At 61.6% G+C, this 17,095-nt stretch carries 15 protein-coding genes; 13 read left to right on the top strand and 2 right to left on the bottom strand.

The window, feature by feature from the left end:
- On the top strand, positions 1-749 hold a 749-nt coding region (gene istB / locus L284_RS43125; RefSeq protein WP_021235652.1), incomplete at its 5' end, for an IS21-like element helper ATPase IstB.
- A 264-nt stretch (positions 750-1,013) separates the two neighbouring features.
- Here istB and L284_RS43120 read toward each other — a convergent pair.
- Positions 1,014-1,646, bottom strand: coding sequence for a helix-turn-helix transcriptional regulator (locus L284_RS43120; RefSeq protein ID WP_200861679.1), 633 nt, complete (start codon positions 1,644-1,646; stop codon positions 1,014-1,016).
- Between the two features lie 231 nt (positions 1,647-1,877).
- On the opposite strand from L284_RS43120, the gene L284_RS43115 reads away from it, so the two are divergent.
- From L284_RS43115 to L284_RS43080, 12 genes are all read left to right on the top strand, one after another.
- A complete protein-coding gene (locus tag L284_RS43115; protein ID WP_021235650.1) occupies positions 1,878-3,011 on the top strand; it encodes an efflux RND transporter periplasmic adaptor subunit in 1,134 nt (377 codons plus the stop codon).
- Between the two features lies 1 nt (position 3,012).
- Positions 3,013-6,111: an efflux RND transporter permease subunit gene (locus tag L284_RS43110; RefSeq protein WP_021235649.1), complete on the top strand. Its 3,099-nt coding sequence runs from the start codon at positions 3,013-3,015 to the stop codon at positions 6,109-6,111.
- Complete coding sequence (locus tag L284_RS43105; protein ID WP_021235648.1) at positions 6,104-7,606, top strand: efflux transporter outer membrane subunit; 1,503 nt, start codon at positions 6,104-6,106, stop codon at positions 7,604-7,606. The genes L284_RS43110 and L284_RS43105 overlap by 8 nt, the downstream gene beginning before the upstream one ends.
- Entirely contained in the window at positions 7,590-8,000 is a 411-nt protein-coding gene (locus L284_RS0124835; protein ID WP_021235647.1) for a DoxX family protein, read from the top strand. Before L284_RS43105 ends, L284_RS0124835 begins: the two co-directional genes overlap by 17 nt.
- Positions 7,997-8,320 carry a DoxX family protein gene (locus L284_RS0124830; protein ID WP_021235646.1) on the top strand — a complete coding sequence of 108 codons (324 nt, stop codon included), beginning with the start codon at positions 7,997-7,999 and terminating at the stop codon, positions 8,318-8,320. The genes L284_RS0124835 and L284_RS0124830 overlap by 4 nt, the downstream gene beginning before the upstream one ends.
- Positions 8,321-8,351: 31 nt before the next feature.
- Complete coding sequence (locus L284_RS43100) at positions 8,352-8,984, top strand: superoxide dismutase (RefSeq protein ID WP_021235645.1); 633 nt, start codon at positions 8,352-8,354, stop codon at positions 8,982-8,984.
- A 31-nt stretch (positions 8,985-9,015) separates the two neighbouring features.
- Positions 9,016-9,915, top strand: coding sequence for an NADP-dependent oxidoreductase (locus L284_RS43095; protein ID WP_235054559.1), 900 nt, complete (start codon positions 9,016-9,018; stop codon positions 9,913-9,915).
- 168 nt (positions 9,916-10,083) lie between these two features.
- Positions 10,084-10,461 (top strand): winged helix-turn-helix transcriptional regulator, encoded by a 378-nt coding sequence (locus L284_RS0124820; RefSeq protein WP_031342973.1) that lies wholly within the window; start codon positions 10,084-10,086, stop codon positions 10,459-10,461.
- Between the two features lie 539 nt (positions 10,462-11,000).
- A complete protein-coding gene (locus tag L284_RS48095) occupies positions 11,001-11,414 on the top strand; it encodes a hypothetical protein (RefSeq protein WP_152524755.1) in 414 nt (137 codons plus the stop codon).
- A gap of 199 nt (positions 11,415-11,613) precedes the next feature.
- Positions 11,614-13,020 (top strand): aldehyde dehydrogenase family protein, encoded by a 1,407-nt coding sequence (locus L284_RS43090; protein ID WP_021235643.1) that lies wholly within the window; start codon positions 11,614-11,616, stop codon positions 13,018-13,020.
- Between the two features lie 209 nt (positions 13,021-13,229).
- A complete protein-coding gene (locus tag L284_RS43085) occupies positions 13,230-14,603 on the top strand; it encodes an IS1182 family transposase (protein WP_021235642.1) in 1,374 nt (457 codons plus the stop codon).
- A 125-nt stretch (positions 14,604-14,728) separates the two neighbouring features.
- Positions 14,729-15,328, top strand: a complete 600-nt coding sequence (locus L284_RS43080; protein ID WP_021235641.1) for an SDR family NAD(P)-dependent oxidoreductase — start codon at positions 14,729-14,731, stop codon at positions 15,326-15,328.
- Between the two features lie 149 nt (positions 15,329-15,477).
- On the opposite strand, the gene L284_RS43075 is transcribed toward L284_RS43080, so the two are convergent.
- Positions 15,478-17,013, bottom strand: a complete 1,536-nt coding sequence (locus L284_RS43075) for an ISNCY family transposase (protein WP_021234660.1) — start codon at positions 17,011-17,013, stop codon at positions 15,478-15,480.
- Between the last annotated feature and the right edge of the window lie 82 nt (positions 17,014-17,095).

Genomic DNA, 17,095 nt, shown 5'->3' with positions numbered 1-17,095 from the left:
TCGTCATGCTGCGCAGCCTCAAGATGTTCGGCATGGCTCAGGCCGCCGACGAACTGATCGAGCAGGGCGCGCCTGCCTTCGATGCTGCCGTGCCGATGCTCGCTGGACTCCTGAAGGCAGAGATGGCCGAACGCGAGGTCAGGTCCATCGCCTATCAGATCAAGGCGGCCCGCTTCCCGGCCTACAAGGATCTGGCTGGCTTCGACTTTGCCGCCAGCGAGATCAACGAAGCCCTCGTCCGCCAGCTTCACCAAGGCGACTTCATGGAAAACGCCGACAATGTCGTGCTGATTGGCGGGCCTGGAACCGGCAAGAGTCATATCGCAACGGCACTGGGCGTCCAGGCCGTCGAGCATCACCGCAAGAAGGTTCGCTTCTTCTCCACGGTCGATCTGGTCAATGCGCTTGAGCAGGAAAAGACCATGAACCGATCCGGCCAGTTGGCAGAACGCCTGCTACGTCTCGACCTGCTCATCCTCGACGAGCTGGGTTATCTGCCCTTCAGCCCATCGGGCGGAGCCATGCTCTTCCATCTGCTCAGCAAGCTGTACGAGCGCACCAGCGTCGTCATCACCACCAACCTGAGCTTCAGCGAATGGTCCGGCGTGTTCGGCGATGCCAAGATGACAACCGCGCTGCTCGATCGGCTTACCCACCACTGCCACATCCTGGAGACCGGAAACGATAGCTTCCGCTTCCGCGCCAGCACCGCTGCGCCCAAAACCAGAAAGGAGAAGCCAGCATCTTGAACCTGCCGGTCATCGGCAGCACATAACCCGTACCCACCCGGGTCACTTCTCAATGGAAACCCCGGGTCACATCTCAGTGGCAATCAACACCTTGAGGCGTTGCGAAGTTTTGCGCAATGCTATGCTCGCGCGCGAACCACGCGGTCAGAAACGCAGGACGGAAAAGAAGCCTTCTGGGCAGAATTGCATACTTCTGCCCGGAGGTTCCTTGCTTCACCAGGAATTTCGCGGGGCAAAGGCAGCGAAGGACAGGCGCCGCTCCCCTCAAGTGTAGCCCTCCTTCCGGATCACATAGGTGCATCGCCGCCCGCCCTCGATGATATGCTCAGCCCGCGTGATGGAGACGCCGGGACCGAGCGCGGACCGGAAGACTTCGAGTTCGGCGCGACAGAAGCCGGCGCATGCGATGGCCGCCGCGCAGATGGGACAGTGGTTCTCGATGAGAAGAAGCGACCCGTCCGGTTCTTCCCGCCACTGGGCCATGTAACCTTCTTCGGAACGTAGCGCGGCAAGCGCTGCTACACGCTCGGCAAGGCTGTCCTTTCCCGACAGTTCGTCCTGGTACCGCGCGCGGGTCTCTGCCTCGCGTACATTGATGATCGTCTCCAGCGCGCTATCGCCCATGTGAGACCGGATGATTTCGAGAAGCTGGGTGGTCAGGCTCGCATGGGTATCGGGGAAACGGGACTGTGCCGCAGGCGTCAGGTTCCATAGTAGCGATGGGCGGCCAACGCCCCGGGCCTCGCTGATCGAGGTTACGAGATCCTGCTCTGCGAGACGCAGAAGCTGCTGACGCGCGGCCTCTCCAGTGATGCCGAGCTGCCTGCCCAACGCGGCAGATGAGAGCGCGCCGTGCATCTTCAACGCCATCAGGATGCGATCGGCTGGCGTCTTCACCTGCCAGGCATAATTTTCCAAGCTATAGCTTGACATATTAGGTGATTCAGTTTTCAAAGCCATAGCTTGTTTAATAACGCCCCTCGCACGTCTTCACAAGAGCGGCGCGGGATAACCAGCAGAACAGAAAGACGCGACGATGAAGCCCATTCTTCCCGCATTCAAGCCGCATTCGGGATCATGGGTCCTGGCCGCGTGCGCCGCATATCCCTCCAGCCCCGAGGTGACGGCATGACAGATTCGCTCCACGACATTCCCGAACAGGACCGCTCGAAGCGGCCCCAGATCCGCACCATTATCATCACGCTCGTCGCCCTTGCCGTTCTTCTCGGCGGTCTCTTCCTGTGGCGTTCGATCAAGGCCGGGCAGGGGCAGGGGTGGCAGCCGCAGGCGGTTCCGGTGGCGGCGGTTGTCGCTGCGCCCCGCGACGTTCCTGCAGGCCTGGAGGCGGTGGGAACGCTGACGGCGGTGCGCGAAGTGACGCTCTCGCCTGAGGTTGCAGGCCGCGTCGCGGCCCTCAACATCACGGCAGGGGCTCAGGTCCGTGCGGGATCGCTGCTGGTGCAACTTTTCGACGGGCCCGAGCGTGCCGACCGGCAAGCCGCCCAGGCAAGGGCGGCGTTCGCCAGCGTCCAGCTGGCCCGCTCGGAGCAGCTTGCCCCCACCGGCGCCGAGCCGCGTGAACTGCTGCAACAGCGCCGCGCCGAGCGCGACCAGGCGGTCGCGGCCGTGCGCCAGATCGATGCACGTATCATCCAGAAGCAGGTGCGCGCGCCCTTTTCGGGCGAGATCGGCATCCGCCGTGTCAACCTTGGCCAATATCTCAACCCGGGCGATCCAGTGGCGACGCTGACCGCACTTGACCAGCTCTATGTCGAGTTCGCACTGCCGCAGCAGGAATTGGCGCGCCTCAAGCCCGGCTCATCCGTGATCGTGACCAGCGATGCCTATCCCGGCCGGACGTTCAACGCGCGCGTCAACGCGGTCGAGCCCAAGATCGGCGAAGACACCCGCAACGTCAGTGTCCAGGCGCTCTTGCCTAATCCGGGCGGCACGCTCCGGCCCGGCATGTACGTGACAGCCTCGCTCACCCTGTCGCCCCAGACGGGCGCGATCGTCGTCCCCGCCACAGCCATCCAGACCTCCGCGCAGGGTGACAGCGTCATCGTCATCCGCGGCACGGACGCAAGCAAGGGCGGCAAGGCTGAGGTCGTGCCCGTCCGGACGGGACGGCGCGTCGGCAACGACGTCGTGATCGAGAAGGGGCTCAAGAGCGGCGACGTCGTGGTCTCGGAAGGCCAGCTTCGCGTTCAGCCAGGGGCCGAGCTCAAGGTCGCGAAGATCATTCAGACCGGAGGACGCTGAAATGGCCTTCACCGACATATTCATTCGCCGCCCGATCCTGGCGATCGTCGTCAGCCTGCTCATCCTCCTTGTGGGCCTCAGCGCCATGTTCGCGCTTCCGATCCGGCAGTATCCGGGCATGGAAAGCGCGACCATCACGATCGACACGTCGCTTCCGGGCGCCTCGCAGGACGTGATGCAGGGCTTTGTCACCACACCAATAGCCCAGGCGATCGCGACCGCTAACGGCATCGAGTATTTGACCTCCACTTCGCTTCAAGGCAAGAGCCAGATCAAGGCGAAGCTGGTCCTCAACGCCAATGCCGATCGCTCCATGACCGAGATCCTCGCCAAGGTGCAGCAGGTCAAGTACCGGCTTCCGGCGGGCGTCACGGATCCCGTGATCGCCAAAATCACCGATGGCGCCTCGGCCATCCAGTATATCGCCTTCACAAGCGATACATTGTCCGCGCCGCAGATGGCGGATTTCGCGACGCGCGTCGCCCAGCCGCTGATTACCTCGGTTCCCGGCGTTGCTTCCGCGCCCGTCACCGGCGGGGCGCCGCTGGCCATGCGAATCTGGGTCGATCCGGTGAAGCTCGCGGCGCGCGGCCTTACCGCCAGCGACCTCGCGTCTGCCCTGCGAACCAACAACGTGCAGGCAGCTCCCGGCCAGCTCAAGGGGGAGAGCACCGCGATCAACATCACCGCGGGCACCGACCTGCGCGACGTCGAATCCTTCCGCCAGATGGTCATCAAGACGGGGCAGGAGAGTGTCGTTCGTGTCCGCGACGTCGCGACCGTCGAACTGGGCGGGCAGAATTACGACGGCAGCTTCCTCACCGGCGGCAAGCCGAGCGTGACCATCGCCATTTCACCAACGCCTGATGGTAATCCTCTTGAGATCGTGAAGGCCGTAAAGGCACTGATCCCCGACATCCAGCGTGTCGCGCCGCCCGGCCTCAAGGTGACGAACGTGTTCGACCGGGCCCAGTTCGTCGACGCTTCGATCGAGGAAGTCGAGCATACGCTGATCGAGGCGATCGTCATCGTGATCGTCGTCATCTTCCTGTTCCTTGGCACGTTCCGCGCTGTCATCATCCCTGTCGTCACCATCCCGCTCTCGCTGCTGGGCACGGCGGCGCTGATGCTGGCCTTCGGTTTTTCCTTCAACCTCCTGACGCTGCTCGCCATGGTGCTGGCGATCGGCCTCGTCGTCGACGACGCCATTGTCGTGGTCGAGAACATCCATCGACATATCGAGGACGGCCTCAAACCCTTTGACGCTGCCTTGGTCGGCGCCCGCGAGATCATCGGCCCCGTCATCGCAATGACCATCACGCTAGCCGCCGTCTATGCCCCGATCGGTCTCATGGGCGGGCTTACCGGCGCGCTATTCCGCGAGTTTGCCTTCACCCTGGCCGGCTCTGTGATCGTCTCCGGGATCATCGCGCTTACCCTGTCTCCGATGATGAGCGGCGCGCTGCTTCATTCGAAGATGGGGGAAGGGCGTCTGGCCCAGACTATCGAACGCAGCATGCACAAGGTTACGGGCGGCTATGTGCGGCTGCTCGACAAGACGCTTGCCGCGCGGGCGGCCGTGCTGATCGTGGGCGTCACGATCATGGCTGCCATCGTGGTACTGTTCACGGGTGCACAGCGCGAGTTGGCGCCGCAGGAGGACATGGGCTATGTCTTCGTGCAGACCAAGGCACCGCAATATGCCAATGTCGACTATACGGCGCGGTTCAGCGCCGAGGTCGAGCGCCTCTTCCACGCGCTTCCCGAATATAAGGACAGCTTCTTCGGCATCGGCGGCGACCAGAATGCCAATGGCGGCTTTGGCGGCATCGTCATGAAGGACTGGGCTGATCGCTCGCGCAACGGCGATCAAATCCAGGCGGAGCTCGCCGGTCGAACAGGCGCCGTAACGGGCGTGTTCGCGACCGCTTTCCAGGACAGCCCGCTGCCTGCGGGCAGTGGCGGCCTGCCCGTGCAGATGGTGATCCGCTCAGCCGACGATTTCCCCGAGATCTACAAGACGCTCGAGGCGCTCAAGGGCGCAGCCTGGGGCAGCGGCCTGTTCGCCTTCGTCGACACCGACCTCGCCTTCGACAGCCCCGAGGCGCACATCAGCATCGACCAGGGCAAGGCGGGCGAGATGGGCGTGAGCATGTCCGCGATCGCGGACACGCTCGCGGTGATGGTGGGCGAGAATTATGTCAATCGCTTCAACTGGCACGATCGCTCTTATGACGTTATCGCGCAGGTGCCCCAGGGCAAGCGGCTGACGCCGGACAATCTCGGCCATTTCTATGTGAAGGCAGCATCAGGCAGGCTGGTGCCGCTCTCCACCATAGCGCATGTGGAGGTACGGCCGCAGCCCAACCGTCTGCCCCAGTTCAACCAGATGAACTCGGCCACCCTCTCGGCCGTCCTGCTTCCCGGCGTGACGATGGGTCAGGCGGTCGACTTCCTGAAGAGCCAGCCGCTGCCGCCGGGCATGACCGTCGACTGGCTCTCGAACAGCCGGCAATATGTGCATGAAGGCAATCAGCTCACCGTTTCCTTCGGTTTCGCTCTGATCGTGATCTTCCTGGTGCTTGCCGCCCAGTTCGAGAGCTTCCGCGATCCCCTGGTCATTCTGGTCACCGTGCCGCTCGCAGTGTGCGGCGCACTGGTGCCGCTCTACCTCGGCTTCACCACGCTCAATATCTACACGCAGATCGGCCTGGTGACGCTGATAGGCCTCATCTCCAAGCACGGCATCCTGATGGTCTCCTTCGCCAATGAGATGCAGCATAGCGAAGGGTGGGGCAAGATGGAGGCAATCCGTCATGCCGCCGCCGTCCGCATGCGGCCAGTCCTCATGACGACCGCCGCGATGGTCGCAGGTCTCGTGCCGCTGTTATTCGCGGGTGGCGCAGGGGCGAACAGCCGCTTTGCCATCGGCATCGTCGTGGTCATGGGCATGCTCATTGGCACGCTGTTCACCCTCTTCGTGCTGCCGACCGTCTACACGCTGCTCGCAGCCGACCACCGGCCCAAAGCGAAGCCGGAAAGTGAGCCGAGTGATGCCCCCACCGACACGCCGCTCGAAGGAGGGCTGGCCCATGCGTAAATACTCCTGTGTCCTGGCACCGCTTGCCGGCCTGACGCTCTCCTCCTGCGCGGTCGGGCCCAACTACCGGCCGCCTGCGCCGCCGGCGACAGCGGCCGGAGCCTTCGTCACCACCGCGCCGGCGATCGACCCGGCATCGGCTCTGCCCGACGACTGGTGGAAGCTCTACAACGATCCCGCTCTCGACAACCTGGTAACCCGCGCTTTTGCCGCTAACAGCGATCTGCGCGTAGCATCCGCCAACCTTGCAAAAGCCCGGGCGGTGCTGACCGAGGCGCGGGCGGGAAGACTGCCGTCCACCACCGCCAATGGCGGCGTCACCTATGGTGACGGCATCCAGGGCGGCGGCCAATCCGGCTTTCCCGGCAATCTGGGCGACGCCCAATGGTCGCAGTTCGCGGGCATGTCGCTGTCCTGGGAGGTCGATCTTTTCGGCCGTGTTTCCCGCGCGGTCCAGGCGGCGCGGGCTGACGCGGCGGCGGTCGAGGCGGCTCGTGATGCGGTGAGGGTCACAGTCGCGGCCGAAACCACGCGCGCCTATCTCAACGCCTGCTCGTGGGCTTACGCGCTGGATGTCGCCCGCCAGTCCTACAAGGCCAGCGGCGAAAGCCTCAGGCTTGTCTCCGAGCAGGAGAAGGCGGGATCGGTCGGCAAGCTCGATGTCGAGCGCGCCGGCGCCGCGACCGCAACTGCACGTGCCGCCATCCCCGCGCTCGAAGGACAGCAGCAGATCGCGCTGTTCGAATTGGCGGCGCTGCTCGGCACCACACCCGATCAGGTGCCGGAGACCGCGCACAGATGCACGGCGCCGCCCGAGCCCACCGCCTCGATCCCCGTCGGCGACGGCACGGCCTTGCTGCGGCGCCGGCCGGACCTCAGGCAAGCCGAGCGTCAGCTTGCTGCCGACACGGCGCGGATCGGCGTGGCGACCGCGGATCTTTATCCCAAGATCAGCCTGGGCGGCTCGGGCAACTTCTTCCGCAACGATTCCGTTCGGGGAGACAACAGCTTCACCTTCTCGCTGGGGCCGCTCATCTCATGGAGTTTCCCCAATGTCGCGGTAGCGCGGGCGCGCATCCGGCAGGCGAAGGCACAGGGCGAGGCGTCACTTGCGGCATTCGATGGCCGCCTCATCACCGCGCTCAAGGAGGTCGAGCAGGCGCTGACGATCGTCGCCACCGAGCAACGCCGGCTCGACGCCCTAGGCGAAGCGCAGGATCGTGCGGAGAAAGCCTACAAGTTTGCTGATCTGCGCTACCGCGCCGGCTCGATCGGCTACCTCGATGTGCTGGTGGCGCAAGGCGAGATGCTCGATGCGCGCAGCAGCTATGCGAGCTCGATCCAGCGACTCTCCTCGGGGCGGGTCGATCTGTTCAAGGCGCTTGGCGGGGGATGGCAGAGCGGTGCGGACGGGCAGGCGCAAGCAAGGCGGGCGGCCAGTCCTGCGCTGGCATCGTCGGCACAAGAGGTAGCGGCCAATGCGGCGGATCGCTGACGCGGCTCTGTCGTTGGGCCTGGCCGCCTTTTTCCTGATCGGCGGCCTCGTCAACGGCACCGCTTCAGATGCGACCATGGCGCAGTATGTCGCATGGGGCTATCCGCGCTGGTTTCCCTATGTCACGGCGGCGATGGAGGGAGCCAGCGCCATTCTACTGATCCTTGCGCGTACCCGCCTCATCGGCGCCGCCCTTGGCACGGCGGTCATGACAGCAGCCCTGGCGACGCTGATCCTGGCTGGAGAGTATCTCCATGCCGCCACACCCGCCGCGCTCATTTTCCTGAGCGCCCTGGCGGGTTGGCACGCGCTTGCGCGCGAAGAAGGAAGCACGGTCGAGACTGTGCCGGAGCATGATCGCAACGCAAATCCATGGGCAGGGCATGAAGCTTGAGCGTCTCTCACCTGTTACCCTGGATCCTTGCCGTCCTCCTTATGGCGGGCGGCGTTCTAAATCTGTCAGCGCCGGTACGCATCCGCAGGCGCTATGCGCGCCTCGGATACGGCCCCCGGCTGCGTTACCTCGTGGCCGGGGGCGAAATCCTCGCGGCAGGCCTCGTGGCGCTACCCGCAACGCGGGCGATGGGCGCAGCGCTCGCCATTGCAATCCTCTCCGCGATCATCGGCAGCGCGCTTGCCCATCGCCAACCGGGCATGATCGGTGTTTCCGCGTTCCTTTTATTGGTGGCGCTCATGACTATCGCGATTTCCTGACCACAACTCCATAAGATCGAGGAGCAGACCCATGACCTTTACTCTTCCAGCACTGCCATATTCCAAGAACGACTTTGGCGACCTGATCTCGCCCGAGACCTTCGACTATCATCACGGCAAGCATCACAATGCCTATATCGTGAAGGCCAATGAACTGGTCGCCGCCGATCCAGCCCTGCAGGGCAAGTCGCTAGTCGAACTGATCGAGCTGACCGCCGCTCACGGTCCCAAGGGGCTGTTCAACCAGGTCGGCCAAATCTGGAACCACAGTTTCTACTGGCTCGGCCTCAGCCCGGAGAAGAAGGAGCCGACCGGCGCATTGCTCGAGCTGATCAATGAGGCGTTCGGATCGGTGGACGCACTGATTGAGAAGCTGAAGGCCGAAGCGGTGGGCCATTTCGCAAGCGGATGGGCGGCGCTCAACCTCAAGGACGGCAAGCTGGAGGTGACCTCCTATCACGATGCCGATACGCCCGTCGCGCATGGCGCGGTGCCGCTCCTCATCCTCGATGTCTGGGAGCATGCCTATTACATCGACTATCGCAACGCACGTCCAGACTATGCCGACAAGATCCTGCGCAATGCGATCGACTGGGATTTCGTCGCACAGAATCTCGATGGTTTGGGCCTGACCCGGGCCGACCAGCCAGGCAAGGCTTCCTGAACCGCAGCGGCTTCATGTGAGGAGTTGTCAGGTGACCAGGACACGCGAAATTTGCCTCAGGAAACATCCTGCGGGATCACTTGGTGTCGATGATTTCGAAATCGTCGAACGAGAGTTGGCAGCGCCGGACAAGGGCGAAGTCCAGGTGCGCAATCTTTGGATGTCAGTCGACCCTGTCACCCGTCTGCGTATGAATCGCAACGATGACCAGAACATCGCGCCGCCAGCCTTCGCTCTCGGTGATGTCCTGGATGGCGGGGCTGTAGGGGAGGTGATCGCTTCGCGAGACCCGGCCTTTGCCATCGGAGATTTGGTGCAGTCGTGGCTGGGCTGGCGCGAGGCCTTCAATGCGCCGGCCTCATCGTTGCAGAAGCTCGATCCCGGCGGTCTGCCACCGCAATCCTTTCTGGGCGCGGCCGGCGCCACGGGTTTGGTTGGTTATGTCGGTCTAGTCCACGTTGGAAGACCGAAGGATGGCGAGGTCATTTTCGTATCGAGTGCCGCCGGTGCGGTGGGCTTGATGGTGTGCCAGATGGCTAAGGCGATGGGATTGAAAGTCATCGGCTCGGCGGGCGGTCCCGACAAGATCGCCTTGCTACGCGAGATCGGCGTCGATGAAGTTATAGACTACAAAGCCGCAGGCGATCTCACCGCTGCCCTGACAGCCGTCGCATCAGAGGGAATCGACATTTATTTCGACAATGTGGGCGGTGAGCATCTGGAGGCGGCCATCAATGCCGGGCGGCCGTCTGCCCGTATCATCCTTTGCGGTGCGATTTCGGCCTATAATGGCTCGGAAGCTCCGTCAGGCCCGCGAAATCTCGTGCTGATGATCGGAAAGCAGATGCGGATGGAGGGCGTCACGCTGTTGGCGCAGCTCGACAAGATGGCGGAATCGGTCCCATCTCGCTTCTTGGATATCCCAAGGTAAGATCACATGGCGCGAAACCATAGTAGAGGGCATCGAACGTGCTCCTGACGCATTGGTTCGGCTTTTCGATGGCAAGGTTATCGGGAAGATGCTGGTCAAGCTCGCGTAAATACAAATTCCAAGTATTCACGACCTGCATTTGGACCTTTCTCGCATATTGGATGAAGCATGAATAATAATCATCCAGTGGCACAGAATAATTTATATTCTCAAGCGAATAATGCGATTTATCAGATTGGAGGTAAATGGACTATTCTCATTGTTGCCGCCCTCTCCAAGCGACCTCATCGTTTCAACGAACTGAAGCGGAAGGTGCAAGGGATTTCACAGCGCATGCTGACCCTCAGGCTTCAGGCGCTGCAACGCGATGGACTGCTCGACCGAACGGTCATCCGAACTATGCCGGTGCGGGTGGAATACAGCTTGACGGCGCTCGGACATTCCCTTGCCATTCCGCTGAACGAGATTGCTTGCTGGGCCGAGGCGAACTCCGCAGTCATAGAGCTTGCCCGTTCTGAGTTCGATGGTCGAAATGCGCGGAGCTAAAGGTGCAGTTCGGGAGGATGCACAGGGAGTATTTGGTCTGGCCGAGTGACGTCCAAGCCGGGACCCTCTGATTCGTTACGGCGCATGACCCTCAATGCTATCGGGCCTGATTGAAAGAACGCCCCGCTGTTCAAAGTGGCATTCAGCAAATTTAGCCTGAAAGTCTTAGGCAACAGGGATCGCGGTGGCGACCTGATCGGATGAGGGTGGTGGCGTTCTCTCTGCGATGAGAGCGATGCTGGCGCGTTTGTGAACCTCAGTAGGAGGATCGGCTCAAGATAGTAGGACCGTCGAACGCGCGCCTTAGGGAGGGAACTCTCAACTTACCCCTGTCCTTGCACCTCAATAGGCACGCGTCGGGAAATACCGACATCGTCCCCGCCTGGACGAATTCACGGACCAAGGGCGGGGTGATGTCCGCATCGAATTATTGCCGAGCCCCATTCTCGTCTGGAGAGAAGCCGAACAGGAAAAGCTGCGCAGCCTTGAAATCGCTTCTATATAGAAGTATATGTGTCAGCGATCGGAGCGACATGCCGATGGATGGGGCACGCTGCGAGGAGGGCATCGTCATGATCTCGTTCAGAGTTGGTCTTATCGGAAAAGAAGACGGCCCCAGATTGACTAAGTTCTCGGCACGAAAATTGGCGGGCATCCTGTGGGATGCGATCGGCTGGTTGGCGAGCATCCGCGGCGGAGAGTGCCACCCGGTCGTTCAGCCGACTGGGCGAGCTCAGGTCTCGCCAGGCATCAATGCATTTACATCGACACTTCAGGAACTGCTTGCCGAACAGATCCTCGCGGTTCTGACGATAGAAAAATACATTTCTGATGCGAAGACCGATTCCGCCGTCCGTACTCGTTTGGCATGGAGTAGTTTGCTCGGGATCCGGGAAGACCGACAACGCCAAAGTCGCGGAAGCCACGACTGTCGCCATGACTGGCGACGTTGAATAAAGGGCGGCTCGAAAAGAGCGGATGAAATGGCTCGGCTCCAGTAATATCTTTATAATTTTGCTTTGGGTTTAAATAACATGCAATACCACTCTATAGGTAATTCGCTTTGTACTGGATGGAAAACGGTATTTTTCGCGCAGTGCGGTATGCAATCATTGTAATAGCTCGACATTGTCCATAGGAGAGGCAAAAATCATGGCATTTCGACTTCTGATCGATGGAAAGCTTGTTGAAGGCGCATCCAGGCTGGACGTGATTAATCCCGCGAGCGGCACCGTTTTTGAAACCTGTGCGTGCGCCGACGAGGTCCAGCTCGAGCAGGCTATAGCCGCAGCAAAACGCGCCTTTCCCGGCTGGGCCTCGCTGACGCAGGCGGCGCGTGGCGACTGTTTGGATCGCCTCGCGGATGCGGTGCAGGCTCGGCTCGACGAATTCAGCTCTTTGCTTACAGGCGAACAAGGCAAACCTCTCAATCAGTCCAAAGGCGAGATTGCGATGGCGGTCGCGACGCTGCGCTATTTCGCGACTCAGGATCTGCCCCTCCAAACGATCAAGGACACCGAGGAAGGGCGGGTATTGGAGCAGCGAACTCCGTTGGGAGTGGTTGCCGCTATCACGCCGTGGAACTATCCTGTCTACTTGCTTGCAGTGAAGGTGGCGCTCGGGCTGGTGGTTGGGAACACGATGGTCGCAAAGCCCGCCCCGTCGACGCCGCTTACGACCTCATTGTTCGGGGAAGTCGCCGCAGACATCCTTCCGCCGGGCGTGTTTAACGTCATCATTGATGCGAACGATCTCGGCAGCAAGCTCACCACGCATCCAGACGTCGCCAAGATCAGTTTCACCGGCTCGACCTCCACTGGCAAGCGGGTAATGGAAAGCGCCGCTGATACGCTCAAACGGGTGACGCTGGAACTCGGAGGTAACGATGCCGCCATCATTCTGGATGACGTCGACGTCGCGGAAGTCGCGCGCAAGGTCTTCACGGCGGCTACAGTCAATGCCGGCCAAATTTGCCTCGCAACCAAGCGGATCTATGCACCGCGATCACTCTATGACGCGCTTTGCGATGAGTTGGCAACGCTTGCCCAAAAAGCCGTCGTCGATGACGGGCTGAAACAGGGAACGCAAATCGGCCCGGTACAGAACAAGCAGCAATATGAGAAGGTCCTCGACATCATCGAGGAAGCCAAAACCCTGGGCACGGTAATCGCTGGCGGTCATGCGCTGGATCGCCCCGGCTACTTCATCGCGCCCACAGTGGTGCGGGACCTTCCCGACAGCGCTCGCCTGGTTCGCGAAGAACAGTTTGGGCCGGCCATTCCGGTCCTCGCCTATGACAGCGTCGATGAGGTGATCGAGCGGGTCAACGACAGCGAATACGGTCTTGGCGGAACGATCTGGACGGCCGCCACGGATCGCGGGCTTGAGATTGCGATGCGTATCCAGTCTGGCACAATTTGGGTGAACAAGCCTGTCGAATTGCCGTTCGACATTCCGCTTGGCGGTGCGAAGCAATCTGGCATCGGTCGTGAACTGGGCATCGATGGCATGAAGGAATTCACGCAAGGCAAGATCATCAACGTAGCTCGGCATAGTTAGAGCGACATCCACAGTGAACTTAAGGAAATTGGCTTGGTGTGGCATTTGGATGCTCGTGCAAACGTCGCGTCGGCGCGCGCTGCGTATCTCGTGACTGTTGCAAAACAGGCGAGTAGCCGGCTGGTCAGACGGGATGTTGTTGAAAAAGTCGGCCTTGAAGTCGTCGTGAGCGTCTGATTCAATATTGCGATGCTGACGGGTACCAAGCGATGATGGGCGAGCGCCGAGTGGCGCAGGAGGCCTTGTTTTACGAGTTCAGCCTGGATCGGCACGTGCCCGCCGATCATCTGCTTCGGGCGATCGACGGGTTCGTGGACCTGTCCGGCATGCGCGAACACCTGCGAGGGTTCTACAGCGCAATCGGTCGGCCTTCGATCGATCCCGAGCTCATGCTGCGCATGCTGATCGTGGGGTACTGTTTCGGCATCCGATCGGAGCGGCGCCTGTGCGAGGAGGTGCACCTCAACCTGGCTTATCGCTGGTTCTGCCGCCTCGGCCTCGAGGGCGACGTGCCGGATCACTCGACATTTTCCAAGAACCGGCACGGTCGCTTTCGCGAGAGTGATCTGTTCCGCCAGCTGTTCGAAGCCACGGTGCGGCGCTGCATCGACGAAGGACTGGTCGGGGGCGACGGCTTCGCGGTCGATGCCAGCCTGATCCGCGCCGAGGCCAATCGGCAGACCTACGTCGAAGGAACGCAGAGCCTTTCCGCCGATCTGCAAACACGTGCCGTCGAGGAGTACCTTGCTGTTCTGGATGATGCGGTGTTTGGTGGCGCAACTCCGGTCGAGCCCAAGCGCGTCTCACCTGTCGATCCGGCGGCCCGCTATACCGCAGCACATGGCGGACGCGCGGATTTCTGCTACTCCACCAACTACCTGATCGATGTCGAAAACGCCGTGATCGTGGATGTCGAGGCGAGCACGGCGATCCGCCAGGCGGAAGTCACTGCTGCCAAGCGGATGATCGAGCGGGCGGCCGGCCATCATGGCCTGTGGCCGCGCAAGCTGATTGGCGACACCGGCTACGGCTCTGCCGACATGCTCGCCTGGCTCGTGCATGAGCGTGGCATCGAGCCACACGTACCTGTGTTCGACAAGTCCACCCGGAGCGACGGCTCTTTCGAACGCAGCGACTTCACCTTCGATCACGAGGACGACAGCTATGTGTGTCCGGCGGGCAAGCGCCTGCGCCCACGTAACCGCAACTTCGCATCGCCTCGGCCAGAGGCCGACAAGGACGGCTTCATCCGCTATCGAGCCCGGCAGCATGACTGCGGCAGCTGCGCTCTGAAGCCGCAATGCACCCCCATCCTGCCGGCTCGCAAGGTGACCCGATCGATCCATGAGGGTGCGCGAGACTTTGCCCGGACCCTGGCGCAGGAAGACGAGTGGATCACATCGCGCCGCGAACGCAAGAAGGTCGAGATGCTGTTTGCTCACCTGAAACGCATCCTGCGGCTAGATCGGCTGCGTTTACGTGGCCCCAGCGGCGCCCGAGACGAGTTCCATCTCGCCGCTGCCGCTCAGAACCTCCGCAAGCTCGCCAAGATCAGCCTCGCGAGGCAGGCTGTCACGACCTAAGGCGCGCAGCCTCCACTTGCCCGCAAGCCATCGCCGCCGCCGGTCACGTCAACAGACGACTTTTTCAACGGCATCACGGAACATCGGCCACTCGGTCCAAGCGTGGACAGATTGAAGGGACAAGTATGTCGGACGAACTTTCAGGAAAAGTTGCGCTTGTAACCGGCGCGGCCCGCGGGATCGGACAGGCAAGCGCGATCCGCACCGCGAGGGCAGGCGCCAACGTCGTCGTCAGTGATATCCTGGAAGAGGAAGGTGGACAGGTCGTCGAGATGATCAAAGAAGCCGGCGGCGCCGCAACCTTCGTTCGAGCCGACCTGTCCCATGAAGAGGAGATTTCGGGATTGATCAACAAGATTACTTCCGACCTTCACCGCCTGGACGGCGCTTTCAACAATGCAGGTGTCCTACAGCATGGGAAATCGCTTCATGAACTTGCGACGGAAGAATGGGAGAAGGTGATCAACATCGATCTCACGGGTGTCTTCCTGTGCATGAAGTACGAGATTATGGCCATGTTGGATCGGGGGGTGGGCGGCGCGATCGTGAACACGGCCTCCGCGCTGGGGCAGGTGGCCATCACCGGAGCCAGCGAATATATCGCCGCTAAGCATGGTGTCCTGGGCATCACACGGGCGGCGGCGGCGGAATATGGCGCGAAAGGCATACGTGTGAACGCCATCCTCCCGGGGATCGTCGAGACTGTAGCGCGACAAACAGGATGAGGATTCGTGTTGCCTCGCGAAGAAATGTTCCCGAACAACGCGACCGTTGCCTCACGTAATTGTTCCTTACAGACCCTCGTGCGTCATTGCCATTGCATGTGACGGATTGCCGTGCAGCTGAGCCGTAGGCGAGGCGGAACGGCAATCCGTCACATGGCTGTAAGGATGGTTTCCGTGTCGACTGGCGCGTCACTGGCCAGCCCGGAAGAGTGGCTGAACACCAGGGCTCGCGCGTGTTCGGTGCGCCAGCCTTTCAGACGGCGCTGGATAGTCCGCAGGAGGCCGTCCGGGTAGATGTCCGGCTGCTCGGCCTGCAATTTTTCCAGCAACTCCCGCCCGGTACGCCAAGGCTCGTCTTCGAACCAGGCTTTCAACTGGTCGGTAACCTGAAGCAGTGGATCCGGCCGGCGCCGCTCTCGCTTACGCGGCGTCTTATCAACCGCCGTAGGCCGCGACTCACCATTCTGCCATAAAACTTTCAGGCTCGAGAGGAACGCCCCCAGCGGTGGGGGTGACGTTTCGGTCGGATCTGCCAAGACGACGGCGTCGGCCAGGACCACCAGTTTCTGCTGCGCGGTGCGGATGTCTCGCAGCAGTCGAACCGGATCCAGTCTGGCGGCCAGGTCCCGTAGCCGTTCGCGTGTCTGCTCGCTGGTCCGCGGGTCATCCATCAAACGCTGGAACGGCGTCGCGGGAGCGTGATAGCGCTTGTGGACTTTGGCGCCGTCGCGGCGCTTCTCCGCCAATTTGAATGAAGGCTGGAAGAAGTTCACGAACAGGCGCGCCGCCGCATACAACTCGGCCAGCAACCCAGCTGCTTCCAGCCCTTCGAACCGACGATAGCCCACCAGACGACGCACAACCGAACCGTTCTTTTGCTCGACCCAGGCCTGATCGTTCTTCCGATAGGGTCGGCAGCGGGTAAAGGCGATTTCCGTCGCCGCGCAGTAATCCCGCACCGTCTCATTGATAAACACGCTGTCGTTGTCGGAATCGAAGCCCAGCAACGGGAACGGCATCAGCTTGCGCAGTTCCTTGAGCACCTCCACCAATAGCGTTTGCTCGCGAACCAGTAGCGGAGCGCATTCGGTCCAGCCTGTCGCGATATCCGTCAACGTCAGCGTCCACGTCCAACTCCCTTTCGCCACCGGACCGCTATGCGAAACAAGGTCGGCCTCCATATGTCCCGGCGCCGGATCTCCCCAATCGCTGAATGTTCGGATCGGAACACTGCGCCTAAGTTCAGATCCCGCCACGCCGCGACGCCGGACCTTATGGCTGTTCCCTTTCGCGGTCTGTAAAACACGGTCAATCGTGGCCGGGCTCATCTGCAACAAGCTTCCTTTGATCGCCGGATCGAGATCAAGATGGCCATGGCCCTCCATCGCCTCGATCAGAATCGGGATAAGCGGCCGAAGTCGCTTGCCGCACAGGCGGTCGCTGGCCTCCCACAACACGAGCAACGCTCCGCGCACCGCCTCGTTGTAAATTCTCCGCTCGGGTCGCGTCGTTTCCCTGATCAACGGCTCCGCCCGCAAGAGTCTCATTGCATGCTTCCGGTGGAAACCTGTGATCGCGACGAATTCGTCGAGAACCTTGCCCTTGCTCGCGCGATCGGCCGAGCGATACCGCTCGCCGACTGCTTCAATCAATTCCCTGCGCGTCGCCATGCTCACCTTCCGCATCGTTCCCTCCCGGCCAATGCCGGGAGCAGTTTAGATGAGGCAACGGCAGGTTTGCCGGGAGCATTTCAGGCGAGGCAATGCG

The organism is Novosphingobium lindaniclasticum LE124, assembly GCF_000445125.1.
In the GTDB taxonomy this organism is placed as follows: Bacteria; Pseudomonadota; Alphaproteobacteria; order Sphingomonadales; family Sphingomonadaceae; genus Novosphingobium; species Novosphingobium lindaniclasticum.
Note: the sequence above shows the minus strand (reverse complement) of the source record. Positions and strands in the feature narration are given on the sequence as shown.

Bases quoted from the DNA above. Each gene is read 5' to 3' on its own strand.
- L284_RS43115 (WP_021235650.1), top strand. From the start codon at position 1,878: ATGACAGATTCGCTCCACGACATTCCCGAACAGGACCGCTCGAAGCGG.
- L284_RS43110 (WP_021235649.1), top strand. From the start codon at position 3,013: ATGGCCTTCACCGACATATTCATTCGCCGCCCGATCCTGGCGATCGTC.
- L284_RS43105 (WP_021235648.1), top strand. From the start codon at position 6,104: ATGCGTAAATACTCCTGTGTCCTGGCACCGCTTGCCGGCCTGACGCTC.
- L284_RS0124835 (WP_021235647.1), top strand. From the start codon at position 7,590: ATGCGGCGGATCGCTGACGCGGCTCTGTCGTTGGGCCTGGCCGCCTTT.
- L284_RS43100 (WP_021235645.1), top strand. From the start codon at position 8,352: ATGACCTTTACTCTTCCAGCACTGCCATATTCCAAGAACGACTTTGGC.
- L284_RS0124820 (WP_031342973.1), top strand. From the start codon at position 10,084: ATGAATAATAATCATCCAGTGGCACAGAATAATTTATATTCTCAAGCG.
- L284_RS48095 (WP_152524755.1), top strand. From the start codon at position 11,001: ATGGATGGGGCACGCTGCGAGGAGGGCATCGTCATGATCTCGTTCAGA.
- L284_RS43090 (WP_021235643.1), top strand. From the start codon at position 11,614: ATGGCATTTCGACTTCTGATCGATGGAAAGCTTGTTGAAGGCGCATCC.
- L284_RS43085 (WP_021235642.1), top strand. From the start codon at position 13,230: ATGATGGGCGAGCGCCGAGTGGCGCAGGAGGCCTTGTTTTACGAGTTC.
- L284_RS43080 (WP_021235641.1), top strand. From the start codon at position 14,729: ATGTCGGACGAACTTTCAGGAAAAGTTGCGCTTGTAACCGGCGCGGCC.
- L284_RS43075 (WP_021234660.1), bottom strand. From the start codon at position 17,013: ATGCGGAAGGTGAGCATGGCGACGCGCAGGGAATTGATTGAAGCAGTC.